This is a genomic window from Vibrio sinaloensis, from assembly GCF_000808535.1.
GTDB lineage: Bacteria > Pseudomonadota > Gammaproteobacteria > Enterobacterales > Vibrionaceae > Vibrio > Vibrio sinaloensis_D.
Genome location: NZ_JWLV01000001.1, coordinates 420,028 through 438,242, shown reverse-complemented (window position 1 = coordinate 438,242; position 18,215 = coordinate 420,028). Strand labels below are relative to the sequence as shown.

General features: G+C 44.4%; 17 protein-coding genes. 13 read left to right on the top strand and 4 right to left on the bottom strand.

Annotation, left to right across the window (positions count from 1 at the left end):
• Positions 1-77: 77 nt before the first annotated feature.
• The gene (locus RJ47_RS01930) at positions 78-527 is read right to left on the bottom strand and encodes an RES family NAD+ phosphorylase (protein WP_039480881.1); all 450 of its coding nucleotides are present in this window, start codon (positions 525-527) and stop codon (positions 78-80) included.
• Positions 527-952 (bottom strand): antitoxin Xre/MbcA/ParS toxin-binding domain-containing protein, encoded by a 426-nt coding sequence (locus tag RJ47_RS01925; protein ID WP_005472201.1) that lies wholly within the window; start codon positions 950-952, stop codon positions 527-529. The genes RJ47_RS01930 and RJ47_RS01925 overlap by 1 nt, the downstream gene beginning before the upstream one ends.
• 278 nt (positions 953-1,230) lie before the next feature.
• On the opposite strand from RJ47_RS01925, the gene RJ47_RS01920 reads away from it, so the two are divergent.
• From RJ47_RS01920 to RJ47_RS01880, 9 genes are all read left to right on the top strand, one after another.
• Positions 1,231-1,950, top strand: a complete 720-nt coding sequence (locus RJ47_RS01920) for a carbonic anhydrase (RefSeq protein ID WP_039480878.1) — start codon at positions 1,231-1,233, stop codon at positions 1,948-1,950.
• Positions 1,951-2,553: 603 nt separating this feature from the next.
• Positions 2,554-3,450, top strand: coding sequence for a hypothetical protein (locus RJ47_RS01915; RefSeq protein ID WP_231565924.1), 897 nt, complete (start codon positions 2,554-2,556; stop codon positions 3,448-3,450).
• Between the two features lie 11 nt (positions 3,451-3,461).
• On the top strand, positions 3,462-4,178 hold the full coding sequence (locus RJ47_RS01910; protein ID WP_039480875.1) for a hypothetical protein: 717 nt from the start codon (positions 3,462-3,464) through the stop codon (positions 4,176-4,178).
• Positions 4,178-5,356: a hypothetical protein gene (locus RJ47_RS01905; RefSeq protein ID WP_039480872.1), complete on the top strand. Its 1,179-nt coding sequence runs from the start codon at positions 4,178-4,180 to the stop codon at positions 5,354-5,356. The genes RJ47_RS01910 and RJ47_RS01905 overlap by 1 nt, the downstream gene beginning before the upstream one ends.
• A complete protein-coding gene (locus tag RJ47_RS01900; RefSeq protein WP_039480867.1) occupies positions 5,338-6,735 on the top strand; it encodes a hypothetical protein in 1,398 nt (465 codons plus the stop codon). Before RJ47_RS01905 ends, RJ47_RS01900 begins: the two co-directional genes overlap by 19 nt.
• Before the next feature lie 18 nt (positions 6,736-6,753).
• Positions 6,754-8,055: a hypothetical protein gene (locus RJ47_RS01895; RefSeq protein ID WP_039480864.1), complete on the top strand. Its 1,302-nt coding sequence runs from the start codon at positions 6,754-6,756 to the stop codon at positions 8,053-8,055.
• The gene (locus tag RJ47_RS01890; protein ID WP_039481644.1) at positions 8,045-8,809 is read left to right on the top strand and encodes a hypothetical protein; all 765 of its coding nucleotides are present in this window, start codon (positions 8,045-8,047) and stop codon (positions 8,807-8,809) included. Before RJ47_RS01895 ends, RJ47_RS01890 begins: the two co-directional genes overlap by 11 nt.
• A gap of 26 nt (positions 8,810-8,835) precedes the next feature.
• The gene (locus RJ47_RS01885; protein WP_039480861.1) at positions 8,836-10,149 is read left to right on the top strand and encodes a transglycosylase SLT domain-containing protein; all 1,314 of its coding nucleotides are present in this window, start codon (positions 8,836-8,838) and stop codon (positions 10,147-10,149) included.
• Between the two features lie 12 nt (positions 10,150-10,161).
• Positions 10,162-10,743, top strand: coding sequence for a hypothetical protein (locus tag RJ47_RS01880; RefSeq protein ID WP_039480858.1), 582 nt, complete (start codon positions 10,162-10,164; stop codon positions 10,741-10,743).
• A gap of 76 nt (positions 10,744-10,819) precedes the next feature.
• Here the strand turns inward: RJ47_RS01880 and RJ47_RS01875 are convergent, their stop codons facing one another.
• Positions 10,820-11,263: a hypothetical protein gene (locus RJ47_RS01875; protein ID WP_038214216.1), complete on the bottom strand. Its 444-nt coding sequence runs from the start codon at positions 11,261-11,263 to the stop codon at positions 10,820-10,822.
• A 520-nt stretch (positions 11,264-11,783) separates the two neighbouring features.
• Here RJ47_RS01875 and RJ47_RS01870 point away from each other — a divergent pair.
• A complete protein-coding gene (locus RJ47_RS01870; RefSeq protein WP_038188795.1) occupies positions 11,784-12,992 on the top strand; it encodes a NupC/NupG family nucleoside CNT transporter in 1,209 nt (402 codons plus the stop codon).
• Between the two features lie 243 nt (positions 12,993-13,235).
• Here the strand turns inward: RJ47_RS01870 and RJ47_RS01865 are convergent, their stop codons facing one another.
• The gene (locus RJ47_RS01865; protein WP_039480855.1) at positions 13,236-14,105 is read right to left on the bottom strand and encodes a LysR family transcriptional regulator; all 870 of its coding nucleotides are present in this window, start codon (positions 14,103-14,105) and stop codon (positions 13,236-13,238) included.
• 127 nt (positions 14,106-14,232) lie between these two features.
• On the opposite strand from RJ47_RS01865, the gene RJ47_RS01860 reads away from it, so the two are divergent.
• From RJ47_RS01860 to RJ47_RS01850, 3 genes are all read left to right on the top strand, one after another.
• The gene (locus tag RJ47_RS01860) at positions 14,233-15,750 is read left to right on the top strand and encodes an arylsulfatase (protein WP_039480852.1); all 1,518 of its coding nucleotides are present in this window, start codon (positions 14,233-14,235) and stop codon (positions 15,748-15,750) included.
• Positions 15,751-15,845: 95 nt separating this feature from the next.
• Positions 15,846-17,162, top strand: a complete 1,317-nt coding sequence (locus RJ47_RS01855; RefSeq protein ID WP_039480848.1) for an anaerobic sulfatase maturase — start codon at positions 15,846-15,848, stop codon at positions 17,160-17,162.
• 65 nt (positions 17,163-17,227) lie between these two features.
• On the top strand, positions 17,228-18,211 hold the full coding sequence (locus tag RJ47_RS01850; protein WP_039480845.1) for an AAA family ATPase: 984 nt from the start codon (positions 17,228-17,230) through the stop codon (positions 18,209-18,211).
• Positions 18,212-18,215 lie beyond the last annotated feature (4 nt).

The window sequence follows — 18,215 nt, the reverse complement described above, 5'->3', positions numbered from 1 at the left end:
GTATTTTAGGGCGAGAGAAAGCCATCCTGGGTTGGGAAAGGCAAAGCCTGAGTCGGACTCGGGGCTATTTGTATTCATTAAGAAACCAGGCGTTCGTCGAATGGGAAGTGTATTACGTCGATGATTTTTGCGTGTTTCGCGTTGGGGTGACTGGCGTTAAATAAGTAATTCGTCGATTCGGGAAGAATGGCACTAGGCACTTTGGCAAGTAAGGTTTGGTTGGCTTTTAGCCAGCTATTGCCTTCACTCTGTGTGCCTCTCTCATTCTTCACCCAGTCATTGTGTAAGGTTGGAACATGACATTGGCTGAGTTCTGCGTCATCGACTTCAACTTTGAGCAGTTTAAATCGGTCGGGTAGGTCTTCGAGATCAATATCTAATCCAGCCATAACTTCAAGAAGCGCGAGGGCAGGGTGTTCTGCCAAATAGACGATTAAGTGCCCTTGTGAGTGCCAACGCCCGCTTGCTTTTAGCCCTCCGATGCCGTGAAGGTCTTCGAAGTCAGATATGCGCCAAAGGATTGCCATTAAAAATACCCAGATTCGATTCTTAGCAGCAGTTGCTCGACAATGCTTGCACCAAACTCATCTTGCATTGCCTCTTTGGGCGTACGACCTTCGAGCTTTTTCTTTGGCTTGCTGAGCCAGTTGTTGGCTTTTTGCTCATTGCCAAAAACCGCGACCGCTTGCGCTGTTAAACGTGCTGCTCGGATGATTTTGGCACTTTCATCACGGGTCAGTTTCTCGGCTTTACTAACGCGATGAGATAGCGTTCGGCTCGGTATCACCCAATTGAGTTCTTGTTTATTGAACCCATGTTCCATCAAGGTATTGATTACCGACGGATCCACACCATCACGAACTAGGTTTGACAGATCTAACTCATTGTCAATCGACCAACCAAACCAAGCATTGAGGTTGGCATTTGCTGCCATTTCCATTGCTGTAGACATAAATTTGTACCTCTTGGCAATATGCCTAAATATTAGCGCATATTGCTCATTTTTCAACTTGTTCTGTTTGCTAAAGCAAAGTAGCAATGAAATGTTTCCAAGAAGATTGACGCGTAATCAATCCTGTAGCACAGATAATTCCATTGATAATCAAATTAATTTCAGCGAGTTAGCATCTGGCTCCAAAGTAAACTGCAAACATAGATTACTGACTACTTTTCTAGCCTCTGCCCGTTTTATGATGCGTGACTCACTGTTGGCAAATAAAAGGAACAAGTATGAAAAGGACACTACTCGCACTAGGGCTTTGCACCGCATTTATGAGCAACGCAAACGCAGCGCAATGGGGTTACGAAGGGCAACATGGTCCATCGCACTGGGGAGAATTTTCGTCCGAATGTGCGAACGGGGCAAACCAAAGCCCGATTAATATAGAGTCAGCAACAGAGGCCAAACTGGAAAAACTGTCGTTTGACTATCAGGGGCAGGTTGTATCGCTACTTAATAATGGTCATACGTTGCAAACCCAACTTGAAGGGGTCAACACTTTAGCGATAGATGGAAAGTCGTTTACGCTTAAGCAGTTTCATTTTCACACCCCATCTGAAAATCACGTAGACGGAAAAGAGTACCCATTGGAAGCGCATTTTGTGCATGCCGATAAAGCCGGTCATTTGGCGGTCGTTGCCGTCTTTTTCGAACTGGGGGACGACAATAGTGAGCTCGCGAAGTTGCTTGATAATATCCCAGAGAAAGGTGCTGACTCACCGATAGATGTTCCCATTAATGCGAGCGCTTTGTTAAGCGATACCAATGATTACTATCGCTTTAGTGGTTCGTTGACCACTCCGCCGTGTTCCGAGGGCGTAAGATGGCTAGTGTTGAAAACACCTCAGACGGTCTCTGCTAAACAAGCTGCGTTGTTCAATAAGATTATGGGTAACAACAATCGCCCGCTGCAAAAGCTCAATGCCCGGCTCATCACTCAAACTCAATAAAACGAACGCCAGCGCAATGCTGGCGTTGTGATTTTTGTACTACTTACTTCCCCATGCGAGTCGAGAGTTCTGTTGAAATCGTCTAAAACGAAGGCAATGGAGCTGTTTCATATCATGCTGCTTTTAAGCTTGAATCAACCACAAGAGTATTAAAGCTCTACCATTTGAGTGGATTATTGTCTCGATATGTCTGTGCTGCACTTGATAATAACCTGACTAAATTTTATTTTGATAGGGTTATCGTCTAAAAAATAGCCACAATCTGGTTTGTTTTATAAGCGAGGAATGTGAAATTACTGCGATGAATCTTATGTCGATCAAGATATAGATCACATTTATAGAATAAATACGCTAATAATAAAATACACATTAATTCAATTTGTTGAATATGTTTTTGGTTGCGCGTTTTTTATGCGCCCTTACAAAGGCTTACATTGTCATAGTTTTGTCTATTTTTCTGGTTATGGAATGAACATCACAACTTTTCTCTGTGAATAAAAATTCACTCGGCGAGAGGGTTGGTGGTTATGTGGTCAATTGTGTTAATAGTCGTTATTAAGTATTGTTCCTGCCGATTTTAACTAGTACTTTTGGGTTATTTTCTTGTCCCGTTTATTTCTTGCCCTTGTTTCTACATTGTTGATTAATAATGCTATTTTTGCTTCTGATGATGAGCGGTATTTGTATGCGCTTGGATACGGAGAATCAGAATCGGAAGCATTGCAGGATGCAAAAATACAGATTGCTCTTAACTTACTAAGCGTCGTTGAAGTGAATGAAAAGTCATCAATGACCAAGGGAGAACATGGATCGGAATATTTCTTCTCTCAAAGTTCTTCTATTGACTCGCTCCCTATTCAAATTCCTCACTTGGAAGTTCTAGGTCATGAATGTAGCGAACAAGGTTGTGAGTATCGCTATCGGTTGAGTAAGGAAAACTGGCAGAAACAGGTTGAGCATAATTTAACGGCCTCGTACCAAACGGCTGCGATAAAACTCAAAAACATCAACAACAACTGGCGTGGTGTGAAGGACTATTTTCATGCAGAAGAGCTAGTATCAAAAAGTGCCGTACAGCTCGATGTGCTCGGAATTTTAGATTCCGACGCTGCAGAGTCATACCGTGCACAACACCTACAGATTAGCGAGGAGATGAACGCAAAGAGAGAATTGCTCTCAATTTCGTTTGTCGCATCGAATGATGCTTTTTCTCATCAAATTCACGAGTTGCTATCGCGTCACGCATTTGCGTCGAATCAAGGTGGTATCTCGGTTTACATCAAGACGAAATCCCAGCAGGGAAGACAAGGAAACGACTTTGTCGTCAAGCAAAGTATTCAGCTTAAAGTCTTCGATTCGAATTCATCTCATATGGTGACCCAAAAGGTGATCACCGTGTTAGGTAAATCTCAAGCTAGCTCAGCTGAGGCAAAACACGCTGCTGAGCAAAAAATCATTAAAAAACTCACTAATAAATCTATCTATTCAGTATTGATCTAAAGGATACAGAAATGTTTAAAAAAACCGTCATGGCTACTCTATTCACTGCAGCACTAGCAGGTTGTTCTTCAATGCCAGGTATGGAGTCTGCGACCGTTGACCGCAACGAAATGAGTGCTGCCCTTGTTAAATCTTGTGCTGAGCTAGGCTCTGAGTACACACCAGTATCCTACGCTGTAGACAAAGTGTCTAAAGTGATGGTGTCGATTCAAGAGCGTCAATGTGCTGTATTCCAAGACTACCGCACACTAGCAGACAAGCATGCAGAAGTGGCAGGTTTCCTAAAGATCAATGCTGATAAGAGTGATGAAGAGCTTCTTGTTGCGATGAATGAGTTCGATGAAGGCAAAGCTGAAAACAAGAAAATTCGTCCACAAGTTGAAGCGTACAAAGCTGCGTCTGACTCAATTTTCGACAAGAACCTAGAACTGGCTAAAGACATTGCATTGGAAGCTGCTGAAATCGCTCTTATCGCTTCAGAAAACGCGTCAGTTATTGCTCAGGAGTCTGCAATGGCAGGGTTCGGCAACGCAGTGTCTTACTTCTCAAGTGAGTCTGAGGAAGATGAAGAAGCAAAAGAAGAAGTGCCAGTAGTTGAAGCTTACAATGAGATGAAAGCTCGTTCTGTTCTTGTTTACGATGCAAACAACATGATTTCTCTAGACCAAAACACAATCGAGCAACTAGAGAACCTAGACAAAGTTTTAGCAGAGAAAGTTAACTCGTAATGAAGTATTCAAAGATCGCAACACTTGTCGCTGCTGGTCTTGTTTTGGCTGGGTGTAATAGTACGCCCAGTCAACAAACTTACGCAGTTGAGAGCAACGCAGGCAACTCGTCTTTAATCATTGGTAAGTCGGCATTTGAATTTTCCAACAGTGATATTGAAGTCCCTGCATACTTCAACACTCAAGGCCTTCAATTCTGTACTTACGAAGCAAATGAGAAAGACAGCCGTTGTCCGCTTGCTAAAAAGACGATTCGCCTTTACTTCGGTGATGTTCAAACTGACGTTAGCGAGAACCTTCAAGGCAAATCTGCTGATGTATTTAATGCAATGCACACAAGTATTGGTAAGTTCGAAACGAAAGCGCTAGAGAACACGTTAGAAAACCAATTTGCGGGTGTGAACCGTTTCCGTATCTTGACGCGTGACACTAAGTCAGTAAACGCGGCGATGGAAGAGATTCTTGCTGATGAAGGTGCAGCAAAAGTTGCACAAAAAATGAGTGGCCGTGACAAGTTATCAACGGACTACATCATGAAGATCGACGTGCTTAAAACTGGCGATATGCTCTTTGGTTCTACGCAGTCTTTATTCCAAACATCAATGGAAATGACAACGGGTGTTATTGACCCGTACACTCGTGAAAAACTGAGCTACCCAAATATCGGTAAGATCCGCGTTTCTAACTTTGATGTTCGCGATAAAGAAAGCTTCACAACTGTAATCGCAAATGGTGATTACTACCGCGGCTTTAACTACACCAGTAGCAAAGACGTTGATTCAGTGATGAACGAAATGGCGTCACGCGGTTTCGATATCATGTTGACTCGTCTGCTAAAAGAGATGCCAGCAACAGCACAAGTTATGGGAATCAAAGGTGATCGAATCTCGTTAGATCGTGGCCAAAATGCTGGTGTATTACCAAATGAAACCATGGTTGTGTTTGAGTACAGCGCAGGTTTTGTTGAGCCAATCGGTGTGGCGACAGTTAACCCTAGCCAGCAAAGTGCTCAAGGCAAAATCGTACGCTGGAAAGACAGCAAGCTTGCTGATCAAGTGAAAGACGAAGCAGAGCAGGGTATTTACCGTCCAGATCGTCAGCGTCGAATCTTTGCAGTTAGCGTCGGTGTCCCGATGGAATTCATGAAGGAACGCAGTACATGGGCGCAAAAGGGATAAGTCTTAGTCTTACCCTCGGTGGATTGCTTTCGGCTGCGCCTGTAGTTGCGCTTGAACTTGATAAGAGCCAGTCAACACTGGCTCTTGTTGAGCAGGGATGTGCCTATGGTCGTGGTGTGTTAGCGATAGAGGGTGCGAAAGCGGATGCGATCAATAACCTGCGACTGTTTTTAAATGGGCAGGTTTCACTTTCTTTATCTTCTGAAGACTCCGAATTACTCAACGAACAGTTTAACCAAGCTGCTCGAGAAATGTTAGTAACTGGAATCGAGAGAGGGATGATCACTGCGGATTTTGGGCAACCTGAAATCTACGGCGATGATACCTGTGTGAATGTGCGTCTAATGCCACCAACGCAAACAGAAGAAGACTCAGACGAGGGTATTGTTTGGGGTTCTGACTCGACGGTTTCTGTTGTGGTCATCGGTGAGGGTATCCCGAACGCTAAGCAAGGTTTAAGTGCGCGCCAAGCGGCTGAGCAAGATGCATTTCGTCGTGCTATCAGCCAAGTTTTGGGCGTGATGGTTAAATCTGGCTACCTTCAGCAAACCTATTCAAGCATGTCGGCAAATGCGGTCAGTGATGACTTTAACTTGCATGATGTGGCTGTCCAATCCTTATCAATGCAATCGCAAGGCATGATTACTGGTTGGAGCGAAATTTCTAGCAAAACTAAGCCAAATGGTGTGCTTGTCGTGACGCTCGATGTATCTGTTGAACGCCAAAAAGTTGAGGCTAAGATTGCTCAACTTATCAAGAGCCTAGGGCAGCCTGCCGTTTACGTGGATGCGCGCCTTCCGGTTGTTCAAACCACGTTTAGTAGCGCTCTCGCTCAGATGGGTTTCGATCTCTCTGATTCTCCTGAGCAAGCAACCATCATCCTTCAAGTTCAAGAAAAAGAGAAAGTGACACCTTCCGGCTTGCAGTTGGAGTTGGCGGCTAAGCTATTGGACCGAGCGGGTAATGAATACGGCAATTGGCAAAACGATCCAACATTGATGACTCTTCCAAACAAGGAGGGGATGTTGAATGAACTAGCTTCAGTGCACTTGGCTGTTGACCAAAACCAGAAAATGCTAACTCAAGCGTTACATAACGCCGTCCAAAAGATGGCTATGCGTGGTGGCCCGGTTCGGGAATTGATCTTTACGCCGAAAGCAGCAGGTCAACAAGGCCAACTATATACCTTGCTTAGTGCGATCAATGGCGTTTCTGATATCAAGATTGAAACCCGCTCTGGCAAGGTGATTGTACGACTTCGCTCATTAAACAACGCCAATGACCTCGCTCAGTTTATCCAGCCAACGTTGCGCATCCATCAGCCAAATTATCAGTCCAAGCTACGTGTTTTGAACGATTACCAAATAAACGTGCTTTAAGACCTCTACAGGATATTTATGTTTAAAAAAACACTTATTTCATTGGTACTAGCAAGTGCCTTCGGTTCTGCACATGCAAATGTGGATTTTGACCTTAATGATCTCGTTCCTGCAACCGATGCACCCTCTGAAACGCAAGCTGTAAATACAGGTGACGTAAAAGAAGTGGGTGATCTCGTTGTGGCTGCAGACCCGAAAGCTGCGGTACTTGTTGCTCACCAAAGCCTGATCGAAGATGAAGGTGATGGCGTTAAGATGATCGCAGTCGGCTCGGGTATCGGCATTTTATCTACGGGTTCTGGCAGCTACGAAACTTACGAAAACCGTAACGCGACGTTGTTGTCTAAGCGTGGTGCGTACATGAAAGCTTTCCAAATTGCGAAAAAGCAATTAGTGGAAAACATGGAAGGCATGAGCAACATGTGTGCGACAGCAATTAACGAAACCATGGACGTGATTGATACTGCGACAGAAGGCGCGGCAAACACCACAAGCATGATGAGCGATAACTGTGCTGAGTCAGTAAAAGGCGCGTTGGCAGGTTACGTGACATTCGACGTGTATGATGATCCGAGTGAAAACCTAGTTCGTGTTAGTTTGATTTCAACGCCGAAAACACGTGAACAAACGAAGCGTAAAGTGGGCGCTTTGACTCAGACTACAGAACCAAACGTGATTTTCAAACAAATCATCGCTGATCTGCAGGCGGGTGTGATGCCTCCTGTTGGTGCGAAAGTGATTACCAACGCTGAAACGGGCGAGTCGTTTGTACTTGGTTTCGGTTCTTCGATCATTCGTGACAACAAGAATAAGAGCGTGAAACGCAAGCTGCTTGGTATGTCTAAATCTCAAGCGCAAGCCAAAGCGAGAAACGGTCTGATTGCAGTAATGCAAGGTGAACAAGTTTACTGGGAAGGTGGTTTCACAGAGAACCAGTTAGAGAAGAATGAACAATTCGAGTACCCACCTGAGAGCGTGAACCCAGCAGATGCGAAAGTATTGGCAGAAGACAAACATACGTTCATGAACAACATCAAGAGCTTTGATTCGTACAAGTCATTTGCAGCGGGTCAAGTTCCTCCAGGTGTTTCTGTTAAAACCTTTAAGAGTAGCGATGGTGACTGGATGTTAGCCGTTGCGGTTTATGCCCCTTCTCTAGAGGCGACGGCAAAGCAAGCAGCTGCAGAAAACAAAAAGCGCGTTCGTGAAGGTCAAAACGCAAGCTCAGACCACAAAATTTCTACAACTGGTGGTCTGACTGACGGAAGCAACAATACTCAAGGACCATCGGGTCAAGTGAGTAATGCAAATGATCTGTAATCACAGATACTTGCTTGTTCTGGTAGGCCTTTTAGGTCTACCAGTTTTTGCTTCCGACTCTCATTCTTGGTCGTTCAACGGCACGGATTATGAGCTTAAAACCAGTGATGCAGAAGTGTCAGTTGAAGTGAAAAGACAGCATGAACTGACCACGAAACATATGAAGTCATTGTGTCGTAAAGGGCTCGGTTTAGAGCTTCGCAAAAAATACGAAGACAAGTTGCTTCAAGGTGGTTTCATACGTGAAACTTTAGATTCGTGGCCTTTTGCGAGTCTAACTTACGAACTGACCAATATTCAGTTTTCTTCAGTGAGTAAGAGTCAAGCTCAGTGCCGTGCGAATGTGAATGATACTGGCTACAAAACCAATCTCCAAACCACAGCGCTGAACTATGCCGTTGCGTATTACTCAACTAAGCAATACCAACACATTAAGCCGATATTACCGTTGATCATCAAAGAACCTAGCGTTGCAATGGATGCCGCAGGTTTAGTCACCTTGCTCTTATCTCAATCAGACGTGACCAAAGCTGAAAATTACTATCAGCAGTATGTCGATGTTCACGCAATCTCCAACAGTGAAATCAAGCACTGGCTAGCTCAATGGCAGTTTGAGCAGGGAGAACTTGAGGAAAGTTTGTTCATCGCAAAGCAGTGCTCAAGCAAAGAGTGCGAGCGTTTGGTGATAGACATTGAAGATCAAATGTTTGAGCAACAAGCTGAGAGTGTCGGAGATCTGTCTTCTTATTTCTGATTTAACAAATTACGGTAACTCAATTTATGAAATTGAAATATTGCGCACTGGCTGCGTTGTTAAACCTAATTGTGATGCAACCAAGTTTTGCAAATGATCCGTTTGCTGAACTGGACCAAGAAATCGAACAATTAACCGCTGATGATACGGATGAGTTTGAGCAATGGTATGCCGCCCAAATTCAAGAGTTCAATCAATGGCAGCAAGCTTACTTAGCGGATTGGGACAAAAAACAGAAAGCCTCTATTCAAAAATGGGGTGACACCAAAATATCTTCTCCAGATGTAGTCGTGGTTTATGACGAGAAGCATAACGCACGAACCGTTGTTGATTTGGAGAAAGGTGAGATTACGGTTAGCTACATACCGCCTGCGGAAGAAGAAAAAGCCGAAGCTTCAGTTGTTGAAGCTGAAGTCGTCAATGCCGTTATCGAGAAAAACGCCAAGGTGTTTGAAGAAGTTGGTGTAACTCAACCTAAAAAAGCTGAGCCCACTATGGTTTTCGTTGAGGAAATTAAAGTAGAACCAAAGACTTTCGAAGAGGTGAAGAAAGAGATTGAGGCGCAAACTGAGCGCCAAATGAGTCAACTTGACATCTTTGCTGCTGAAAAAAGTGCGGTGTTAAGTGAACAAAAGCAAGAGCAAGTGATTGTTCAGCAAAAGAAACAAATGGTGAAGCAGGAAGAAAAACGCATTGCTGCTGTAAAGCAAGAATTAGCTCAGCAAGAAAAGCAGCTAAAGCAACAGCCTAAAAAGATTGTTGAGTATAAGGTCAAGATTCCAAAATCATCACTGGCGAACCGCGCCAATCAGTACCTTCCTGCGATTCAACAAGAAAGTGCAAAGCGAGAACTACCGCCTGCACTTGTTTTGGCAATCATGCACGAAGAGTCGCATTTCAACCCGAAGGCAAAATCTCATGTACCAGCATACGGGCTGATGCAAATCGTACCGACAACCGCTGGTCATGACGTGAATAAGCTATATCGCGGTAAAGATAAGCCGATGAGAGCGAATGACTTATACGATCCCAATTTGAATATCGAAACTGGCACTGCGTATCTAAAAATTCTTCAGAGTCGATACCTAAAAGGCATTAAAGACCCACAAAGTGCGACTTACAGTGTGATCGCGGCTTACAACACCGGGTCAGGTAACGTGGCCAAAGCATTTGGTGAGCGACGTGTTTCTAGTGCGATTAAGAAAATCAATACCATGAGTTCTGATGAAGTATATGAGCACCTTATCAAGAACTTACCTTATAACGAGACTCGCAAATATCTCAAAAAGGTCAACGATAGAATGAAAACCTATCATGCGCAGTCCAACTCAATTATCTAAAAGGAATTGAAGATGAAATATCAAATTCTTACCGCTGCAATCAGCGCAGTGATCTTATCTGGTTGTGCGAGTCAAAGTGGTTCTGAAAACACGGCGAAAGTGGAAACCAACAAAGGCAGCAATGTGCCTGGTTGGGTACTAAACCCAACTTCAGCGAATGGCTTTGCAGCGTCAAACTGTGTTACGGCGTCAGGTAACTTTTCTGTTGATCGTAACCACGCTATCTCTCTAGCGCGTAACACGCTTGCGCAAAACCTTGATATTAAAGTCAGTGTGTTAGAGAAGAACTATCAAAAAATTGATAGTTCAGTTGACGGTCAAACCTCTGGCACATCTTTTGAGCAAATCGCTAAGCAAATAACTAATACTTCAATTCAAAAGAGCCAAGTTGAGCAAGTAACACTGGTTGAAATTGGTGGTGTAGAGCAAATTTGTGCGCTAGTAGTCATGCCAAAGATTGAATCAGAAAAGATGTTTAACTCTGCTGTAACGGCAGGTGCAGACATTGATCCAACGGATAAAGCAGCGCTATACAAAGAGTTTGTGAGTCAAAAGACAAGCAAGCAACTTGAGAAACAAGCTGAAGATCTCTAAGTCTACAGATAGATGCTTTCGTGTTGTTAGATTGAGTTCGAAAAAGAAAAACGCCAGCGCAATGCTGGCGTTTTACTTATTTCTGAGCAATTTGCGCGTATTGGCGCAGTAAGTCTGTAAGAGTTGTGACCCACTCAAGGGCGCTATTCGGGCTCTGTTTAAGAATCACCTCAGCGTGGTTGCAATGTGTTTCTAAAGGAATGGCGCGATCTAACTGGAACGAAGAAGCATAAAAGTGCCAAAGGAGCAGTCTTTGCATACGAAGCGTGTTTTGCTCTTTGTTTTCTGATTCACTGAACAGTTCAGGCAGTTGACTCAGTGCGATGGCGCTCATTCGTAACATGGCATCAAAACGCGCTTCCATCAGCTTGTCTTCTGACTCCGCTTCTTCTGCATCAAACGTAAACAGCTCCGTCATTGAGTCTTCAGGAATCAAGCGCTGTATCAAGCGCATACTCAGTTCTTCGAGCTCTTCTCGCGGTAATTGCGAGAGCGAGGCGTATGTGTAATCTCGTTCCATAATGGCTCACTATTGTGTTTTCCCCGCATTGTAATGAGCATGCAGCACAGTGCAAGTCTCGATATAAAAAAGCCCCACGTTGAAGTGGGGCAAAATTTGTTGTGTTTGTCTAAGCCGCTGACGTTGTTAGGAAATAGATTATGTTCACTAGTACGTTAGTTGACACATCTATAAAACTAGATGGCGAAATGATATTTGCCCAAATTTATTTTGAAATGATAACGATTACATAGTAAGCGTTGTGATCTTGCTCCAGAAAATAAATGCAATTAAGTGCGTATTTCCTTTGTCTTCCCTTGCTGGAATTTTCTCAAATCTTCTAAATAGTCGGTGTAATCGTTTACAGAATGAACGCTTGAACGTTTGCGTCAAAAAATGTGATGAATATCTCATATCGTTCGCTATACTTTCCGCCCGGTTAAGAGCGAGTGCTCTGCCAATACAAGCCGTCACACGGAAAGGTGAATGACCCCACGGACCGGACCAGCTACCTATTGAATGCTTGTAGAGGTGATCTTTAATGAATGTTTTATTCGGTTTAATCGGTGTTGTCGTTCTATTGTTGTGCGCAGTACTGCTGTCTGAGAGTCGTAAATCGATCAATTGGAAAACGGTGTCTCGTGCACTTATGCTCCAAGTTGGATTTGCTGCTCTTGTTTTGTATTTCCCATGGGGACAAGCGGCACTCACCAGTTTGAGTAGTGGTGTTTCTAGTCTTTTGGGGTTTGCTGATGAAGGTATCGGCTTCCTATTTGGTGATTTGGCCAATACTGGATTTATCTTCGCTGTTCGTGTCCTTCCTATTATTATCTTCTTCAGTGCTCTAATCTCCGCTCTCTACTATCTTGGCATTATGCAAAAAGTCATCGAATTTATTGGTGGCGGTATCCAAAAGTTTTTGGGTACAAGTAAAGCTGAATCACTGGTTGCAACCGGCAACATTTTCCTTTCTCAAGGCGAGTCGCCACTTCTTGTTCGTCCATTCCTATCTCGTATGACTCGTTCTGAACTGTTTGCTGTTATGGCTGGTGGCATGGCTTCGGTAGCGGGCTCTGTTTTGGGTGGTTATGCCGGTCTTGGTGTAGAGCTCAAATACCTTATCGCCGCGAGTTTCATGGCTGCTCCGGGTAGTTTGATGATGGCGAAAATCATCGTTCCTGAACGCGATACACCAATCAATCAATCTGATATTGAGATGGATAAAGCGCAAGAGAGCAATGTTATTGATGCACTTGCAAGCGGCGCAATGAACGGTATGAAAGTAGCGGTTGCGGTGGGTACCATGCTAATCGCATTCGTGAGTGTTATCGCGATGGTCAACACTGGCTTAGAAAGCCTTGGTGAAGTTGCTGGATTTAGCGGTATTACCCTACAAGCGTTATTTGGTTACTTGTTCTCGCCATTAGCATGGGTGATCGGTGTTCCTTCAAATGAAGTGCTGATGGCAGGCTCTTACATTGGTCAAAAGATTGTGATGAACGAGTTTGTGGCATTCATTGACTTTGTCCAGCATAAAGCAACCTTGTCTGAGCATACTCAAGTCATCATTACTTTTGCGCTGTGTGGATTTGCAAACATCGGTTCGATTGCAATCCAACTTGGCTCGATTGGCGTGATTGCTCCTGAGCGTCGTGCTGAAGTTGCTAACCTCGGTATCAAAGCTGTGCTTGCGGGTACATTAGCCAACCTAATGAGTGCATGTTTAGCGGGTATTTTTATCCTTCTCTAAGTACTAACTAAATGACGCATTGAAAGCCCAAGTAGGAAACTTCTTGGGCTTTTTTGCGTCGCCATATTCCCTTTAGTTCTTGTAATTACTTGTCTAATGCTTTGCTGCGTAATTCGAGGGAACTAAATTAGGCACTTACGACCTGAACGGCTAAGTAAGTTAACTACCTTGGTCTCATGACGAAACCTCGCTACAAAGCAAGGAGCTGAAAACAGTACAACAAAGCTCAGCGCTTGAGAACTTCTATAAGTCAATAGGTGCTGGATAGGTAGACTCCAACTGATGCTTAATTTGTTCTCTTAAGCGTTGATGGGTCGGGTTGTGCTCGTCACGCTTATGATAGACAAATTTATAAGGAATACGCTCTATCTCTATTGGACAATCAAGCACTTGTAATTTAAGTGCTTTACTCCATTTCATCGCAAACGAGCGTGACACCACACCGAGGCAATCACGTTGCGCTACATACATTGCCATACCTGCTAATGATGACGTCACGATCTCAACATTTCGCTCTTGAATCGGCACTTTTGCCAACTGTTCAAAACCAGACGTGTTATTCCATTTGCCTGAAAATATACAGTGATTCTCATGATAGAAGGCTTCTTTGCTGAGCGAACTTTGAATCCTAGGGTGGCTTTGGCGACATATCACCATAGCGGGTTCATCGTAAGCCGTTTCTATCACGAATGAGGAGTCCTTAGTGATGATGGTATCAATCACCAGGTCCATTTTCTGTTGACGAATCTGTTCAAAAAGTAAGTATTTTTCTGGTGGAGACTCGTGGAACACCACGTTTTCAATCGGATTTAAACTGTGGAGTAAGGTTTCTGAGCAACAAACTTGAAAAGTGGTTCTTTCTGAAATGGCGTTGTCTACGATGCTCACTGCCTGACGAAACTGCGGCATGAGTTGATACGCAGTCGAAGTAGGGGCGATCCCTCGTCCTTGTTTGACGAAAAGCTGTTTTCCGACCACTTGTTCGAGCCGTTTAATCGAAGCGCTCACCGCGGGTTGCGTAAGGCCTAAATGGTCTGCCGCTTTGGTGTAGGACTGATACTCAGCCACCACCAAAAATGTTTGAATCAAGTTTAAGTCCATCTTGTTACTCATAAACTAAATTTATATATCAACGTATCTGAACTCTATTTATCCGTCAAATAACAAGTTTTATCTTAATCAAATCTTGGTATCTGATTTTCTACCAAGATTCGCAGCAACGGATTTATGGAGCCCTTTTATGGCAAACCACGATAAAAAACGCGGCAAAAAGCTGGTATTAAACGCTTGTACGCTTGCGATTGGAGCGGCATCAGCGACCGCTTATTCGGCAGAACAGCCTAACATTCTCGTTATCTTTGGTGATGATGTCGGTTACTGGAACTTGAGTGCATACAACGGTGGCATGCTGGCTTACAGCACACCAAATATTGACAGCATTGCAAGAGACGGTGCTAAGTTTACCAATTTCTACGCTCAGCAAAGCTCAACCGCAGGTCGCTCTGCGTTCATCACGGGACAAATGCCAAAACGTACCGGCTTGTCTAAGGTAGGTTTGCCAGGAGCGAAAGAAGGGATTTCTAAGAAAGATCCAACTATTGCGACACTGCTACGTGACCTTGGTTACGCAACGGGTCAATTTGGTAAAAACCACCTTGGCGATCGCGATGAACACTTGCCGACCAACCACGGTTTCGACGAGTTCTTTGGCAATCTTTACCACTTAAATGCAGAAGAAGAGCCAGAGAACGTAGACTACCCACAAGATCCTGAATTTAAGAAGAAGTTCGGTCCTCGTGGTGTGATCCACTCTTATGCGGATGGCAAGATTGAAGATACGGGTCCATTGACGCGCAAACGCATGGAAACGGTTGATGACGAGTTCCTAGATGAAGCTGAGAAGTTTATCGAGAAACAAGTCAAAGCCGACAAGCCATTCTTTACGTGGTTTAACACCACGCGCATGCACAACTTCACGCATGTTCCAGACGACTACAAAGGTAAAACAGGCGCAGGTTTCTACGCCGATGGTGTGAAGCAACATGATGATCAAATTGGTCACTTGCTCAATAAGATTAAAGAGCTTGGCGTCGATGACAACACAATCATTGTTTACACCACGGATAACGGTCCAATGATCAACTTGTGGCCAGATGCTGGTATGACGCCATTCCGTAGTGAGAAAAACACCGGTTGGGAAGGTGGCTTCCGCGTTCCCGCATTGATTAAGTGGCCGGGCCATATCCAAGCGGGTACGACGCTTAACGGCATTGTGTCTCTGGAAGACTTCTTACCAACCTTGGTGGCTGCAGCGGGCAACAGTAACGTCAAAGAAGAACTGTTGAAAGGCAAGAAAGTGGGCGATATGAACTACAACGTTCACTTAGACGGTTACAACCAATTGCCATACCTAACAGGTAAAACGGACAAGTCTGCGCGTAACGAGTTTGTTTACTGGAGTGATGACGGCGATTTACTGGCTCTGCGTTACGGTAATTACAAGTACCACTTCATGATCCAAGAAAACGAAACCGGTTTGGATATCTGGAAGAAACCATTTACCAAACTCCGTGTACCACAAATCTATGATTTGAGTATCGACCCATTTGAGCGTGGCGATACTGGTTTGGGTTACGACCGTTGGATGTACGAGCGTTCATTCTTGATGATGCCTGCGGTCGAAAAAGTAAAAGAGGTCATGGAAACCTTCAAAGAGTACCCGCCGCGTATGGCTCCAGGCTCGTTTGTACCGAAATAACGTTTTGTCCTTAGGGCGATAGGCCCTAGTTATTGCCCTTAAATACAGCGCCCAACTTGGGCGCTGACTTTCTTCTGCTTTCGAGATCGTTCTTTATGAAAAAACAAACTCACATTCATACTACTCAAATGGCATTAACTCCTCTCAAAACAGCGTTTGCATCTAATAGTGATAAAGTCGAACGACGTTTTCACGTGATGGCGAAACCTGGCGGGGCGAAATGCAATATCGATTGTCAGTACTGTTTTTATCTGCACAAAGATGAATTACTCAATCAAGGCACTCAACCAAAAATGGATGATGCAACACTTGAGGCATTCATAAAGAGCTATATCGAAAGCCAAGACGGTGACGAGATTGTGTTTTCTTGGCAGGGTGGTGAGCCAACACTGTTGGGGCTGGATTACTTCAAAAAGATTGTCGAACTGCAAAACAAATATGCTAAACCGGGTGTTCGCATCGAAAACGACCTTCAAACCAATGGTCTTTTATTGAACGAGGCTTGGTGTCAGTTTCTGCATGACCATGGTTTTTTGGTTGGTCTATCGATAGATGGCCCTGAATTTGTCCACGATAAATACCGCAAAACCCGAAGTGGGAAGCCTACCTTTCAACGCGTCATGCAAGCCGTTGATCTGATGAAGCGTCATAATGTGTCATTCAATGCGTTGGTGACAGTAAACCGCTTTAACACCAAATATCCGCTCGAAGTGTATCGCTTTCTCACTCAAGAACTCGGTGTCACTTATATCCAATTCACACCTTGTGTTGAACCTCGATCTTTCACTCAAACCGCTCCCCATTTCTGGAAAGAAAACATGTCGCCAAAACTTGGCAGCGAATTAGCAAAGCCGGGGCATTTGATGTCGGTTGTTACGGATTGGTCGGTCGATGCAGAAGAGTGGGGCGAGTTTCTGATTGCTGTATTTGAAGAATGGGTGAACAACGATCTTGGCAGAGTCTTGGTCAACCTGTTCGAAACCGCCGTCGCGCAAGTGATGGGCATGCCTTCGCAGTTGTGTGTTAGCGCAGAGTTCTGCGGTAAAGGTCTAGCGATTGAACACAATGGAGATGTGTTTAGCTGTGATCACTACGTTTATCCGGAATACCAACTGGCTAACATTCATGACCGATCTCTGAATGAAATTGCTATCTCAACTCGTCAATATAGCTTTGGCATGGCGAAAAAGTCTTCTTTGCCGCAATACTGCCTTGATTGCCCATATTTGAAGTATTGCTGGGGAGAATGCCCAAAAAATCGGCTACTTACCGCGCCGAATGGTGAGGCTGGTCTGAACTACTTGTGTCCGGGAATAAAAATGTTCTTTGACCATTCGCTACCAATTCTGGTTGGCATATCAAGGTTAATAAAGTCTTACAACTCAAGTGAATATAGCGAATATAACCTTTAGTTATTACTTTCAGTCTTATACTCAACTTTTAACGCTCAGGCTCCCGTAAACTCAATAGGTAGACTATGAACCACGCACAACAAGCCATTAATGAATTAATCGAACAAACTGAAAAAAGCGTCATTGGACAAAGCCATGTGGTTCAGGCTTTGGTGATAGGGTTACTGACCAATGGTCACGTACTTTTAGAGGGCTTACCGGGAACGGCAAAAACGCGCTCGGTGAAATCGCTTGCCAATCTACTTAATACCAGCTTTGGTCGTATTCAGTTTACCCCCGACTTGTTACCTTCAGACGTTACAGGTACCGAAGTGTACCAAGAGTTGGATGGTAAGCCTCAGTTGCACTTCCAACCGGGACCAATCTTCAACAGCATTGTGTTGGCGGATGAGGTAAACCGTGCTCCAGCTAAAGTACAAGCTGCACTGCTAGAAGCAATGGCAGAAGGTACGATTACGGTGGGTGATAAGACGCACGTCTTGCCTGAGTTGTTTATGGTGCTTGCAACGCAAAACCCAGTTGAACAAGAGGGTACTTACCCATTGCCAGAAGCGCAGATGGACCGCTTCATTATGAAAGTGACCGTCGACTACCCAGAAGATGAAGCAGAGCGTGACATTATTCGCTTGGTGCGCAGCGAAGAGTTGGGTTCAGAAATCAGTAGCGAATTAGTGACGCCACAACACATTGAACCAGAGCTCGTGATTGAAGCGCGACGCCAATTACCAAACATTACTGTTTCCGATTTAGTCGAGAACTACATCGTGGCGCTTGTGATGGCGACACGTAAACCAGAACGTTACGCCGATTCCCAACTACAAAAATGGATCGAAATCGGCTCAAGTCCTCGCGCCTCAATTGCCTTAGACAAATGTGCGCGCGTTTATGCGTGGCTACAAGGGCGTGACCATGTAACGCCTGATGATGTGCGTGCAATGGTGCCATCGGTGCTGGGACATCGCTTCTCACTTTCTTACGATGCACTTGCCGATGGCGTTGATCATCAACGTGTCGTGCAAGAGTTGCTTGATTGTGTAGAAATCGGATAAGCGG

Excerpts from the sequence above, each read along its gene's own strand:
- RJ47_RS01930 (WP_039480881.1), bottom strand. The coding sequence starts at position 527 with ATGGCAATCCTTTGGCGCATATCTGACTTCGAAGACCTTCACGGCATC.
- RJ47_RS01925 (WP_005472201.1), bottom strand. The coding sequence starts at position 952 with ATGTCTACAGCAATGGAAATGGCAGCAAATGCCAACCTCAATGCTTGG.
- RJ47_RS01920 (WP_039480878.1), top strand. The coding sequence starts at position 1,231 with ATGAAAAGGACACTACTCGCACTAGGGCTTTGCACCGCATTTATGAGC.
- RJ47_RS01910 (WP_039480875.1), top strand. The coding sequence starts at position 3,462 with ATGTTTAAAAAAACCGTCATGGCTACTCTATTCACTGCAGCACTAGCA.
- RJ47_RS01905 (WP_039480872.1), top strand. The coding sequence starts at position 4,178 with ATGAAGTATTCAAAGATCGCAACACTTGTCGCTGCTGGTCTTGTTTTG.
- RJ47_RS01900 (WP_039480867.1), top strand. The coding sequence starts at position 5,338 with ATGGGCGCAAAAGGGATAAGTCTTAGTCTTACCCTCGGTGGATTGCTT.
- RJ47_RS01895 (WP_039480864.1), top strand. The coding sequence starts at position 6,754 with ATGTTTAAAAAAACACTTATTTCATTGGTACTAGCAAGTGCCTTCGGT.
- RJ47_RS01890 (WP_039481644.1), top strand. The coding sequence starts at position 8,045 with ATGATCTGTAATCACAGATACTTGCTTGTTCTGGTAGGCCTTTTAGGT.
- RJ47_RS01885 (WP_039480861.1), top strand. The coding sequence starts at position 8,836 with ATGAAATTGAAATATTGCGCACTGGCTGCGTTGTTAAACCTAATTGTG.
- RJ47_RS01880 (WP_039480858.1), top strand. The coding sequence starts at position 10,162 with ATGAAATATCAAATTCTTACCGCTGCAATCAGCGCAGTGATCTTATCT.
- RJ47_RS01875 (WP_038214216.1), bottom strand. The coding sequence starts at position 11,263 with ATGGAACGAGATTACACATACGCCTCGCTCTCGCAATTACCGCGAGAA.
- RJ47_RS01870 (WP_038188795.1), top strand. The coding sequence starts at position 11,784 with ATGAATGTTTTATTCGGTTTAATCGGTGTTGTCGTTCTATTGTTGTGC.
- RJ47_RS01865 (WP_039480855.1), bottom strand. The coding sequence starts at position 14,105 with ATGAGTAACAAGATGGACTTAAACTTGATTCAAACATTTTTGGTGGTG.
- RJ47_RS01860 (WP_039480852.1), top strand. The coding sequence starts at position 14,233 with ATGGCAAACCACGATAAAAAACGCGGCAAAAAGCTGGTATTAAACGCT.
- RJ47_RS01855 (WP_039480848.1), top strand. The coding sequence starts at position 15,846 with ATGAAAAAACAAACTCACATTCATACTACTCAAATGGCATTAACTCCT.
- RJ47_RS01850 (WP_039480845.1), top strand. The coding sequence starts at position 17,228 with ATGAACCACGCACAACAAGCCATTAATGAATTAATCGAACAAACTGAA.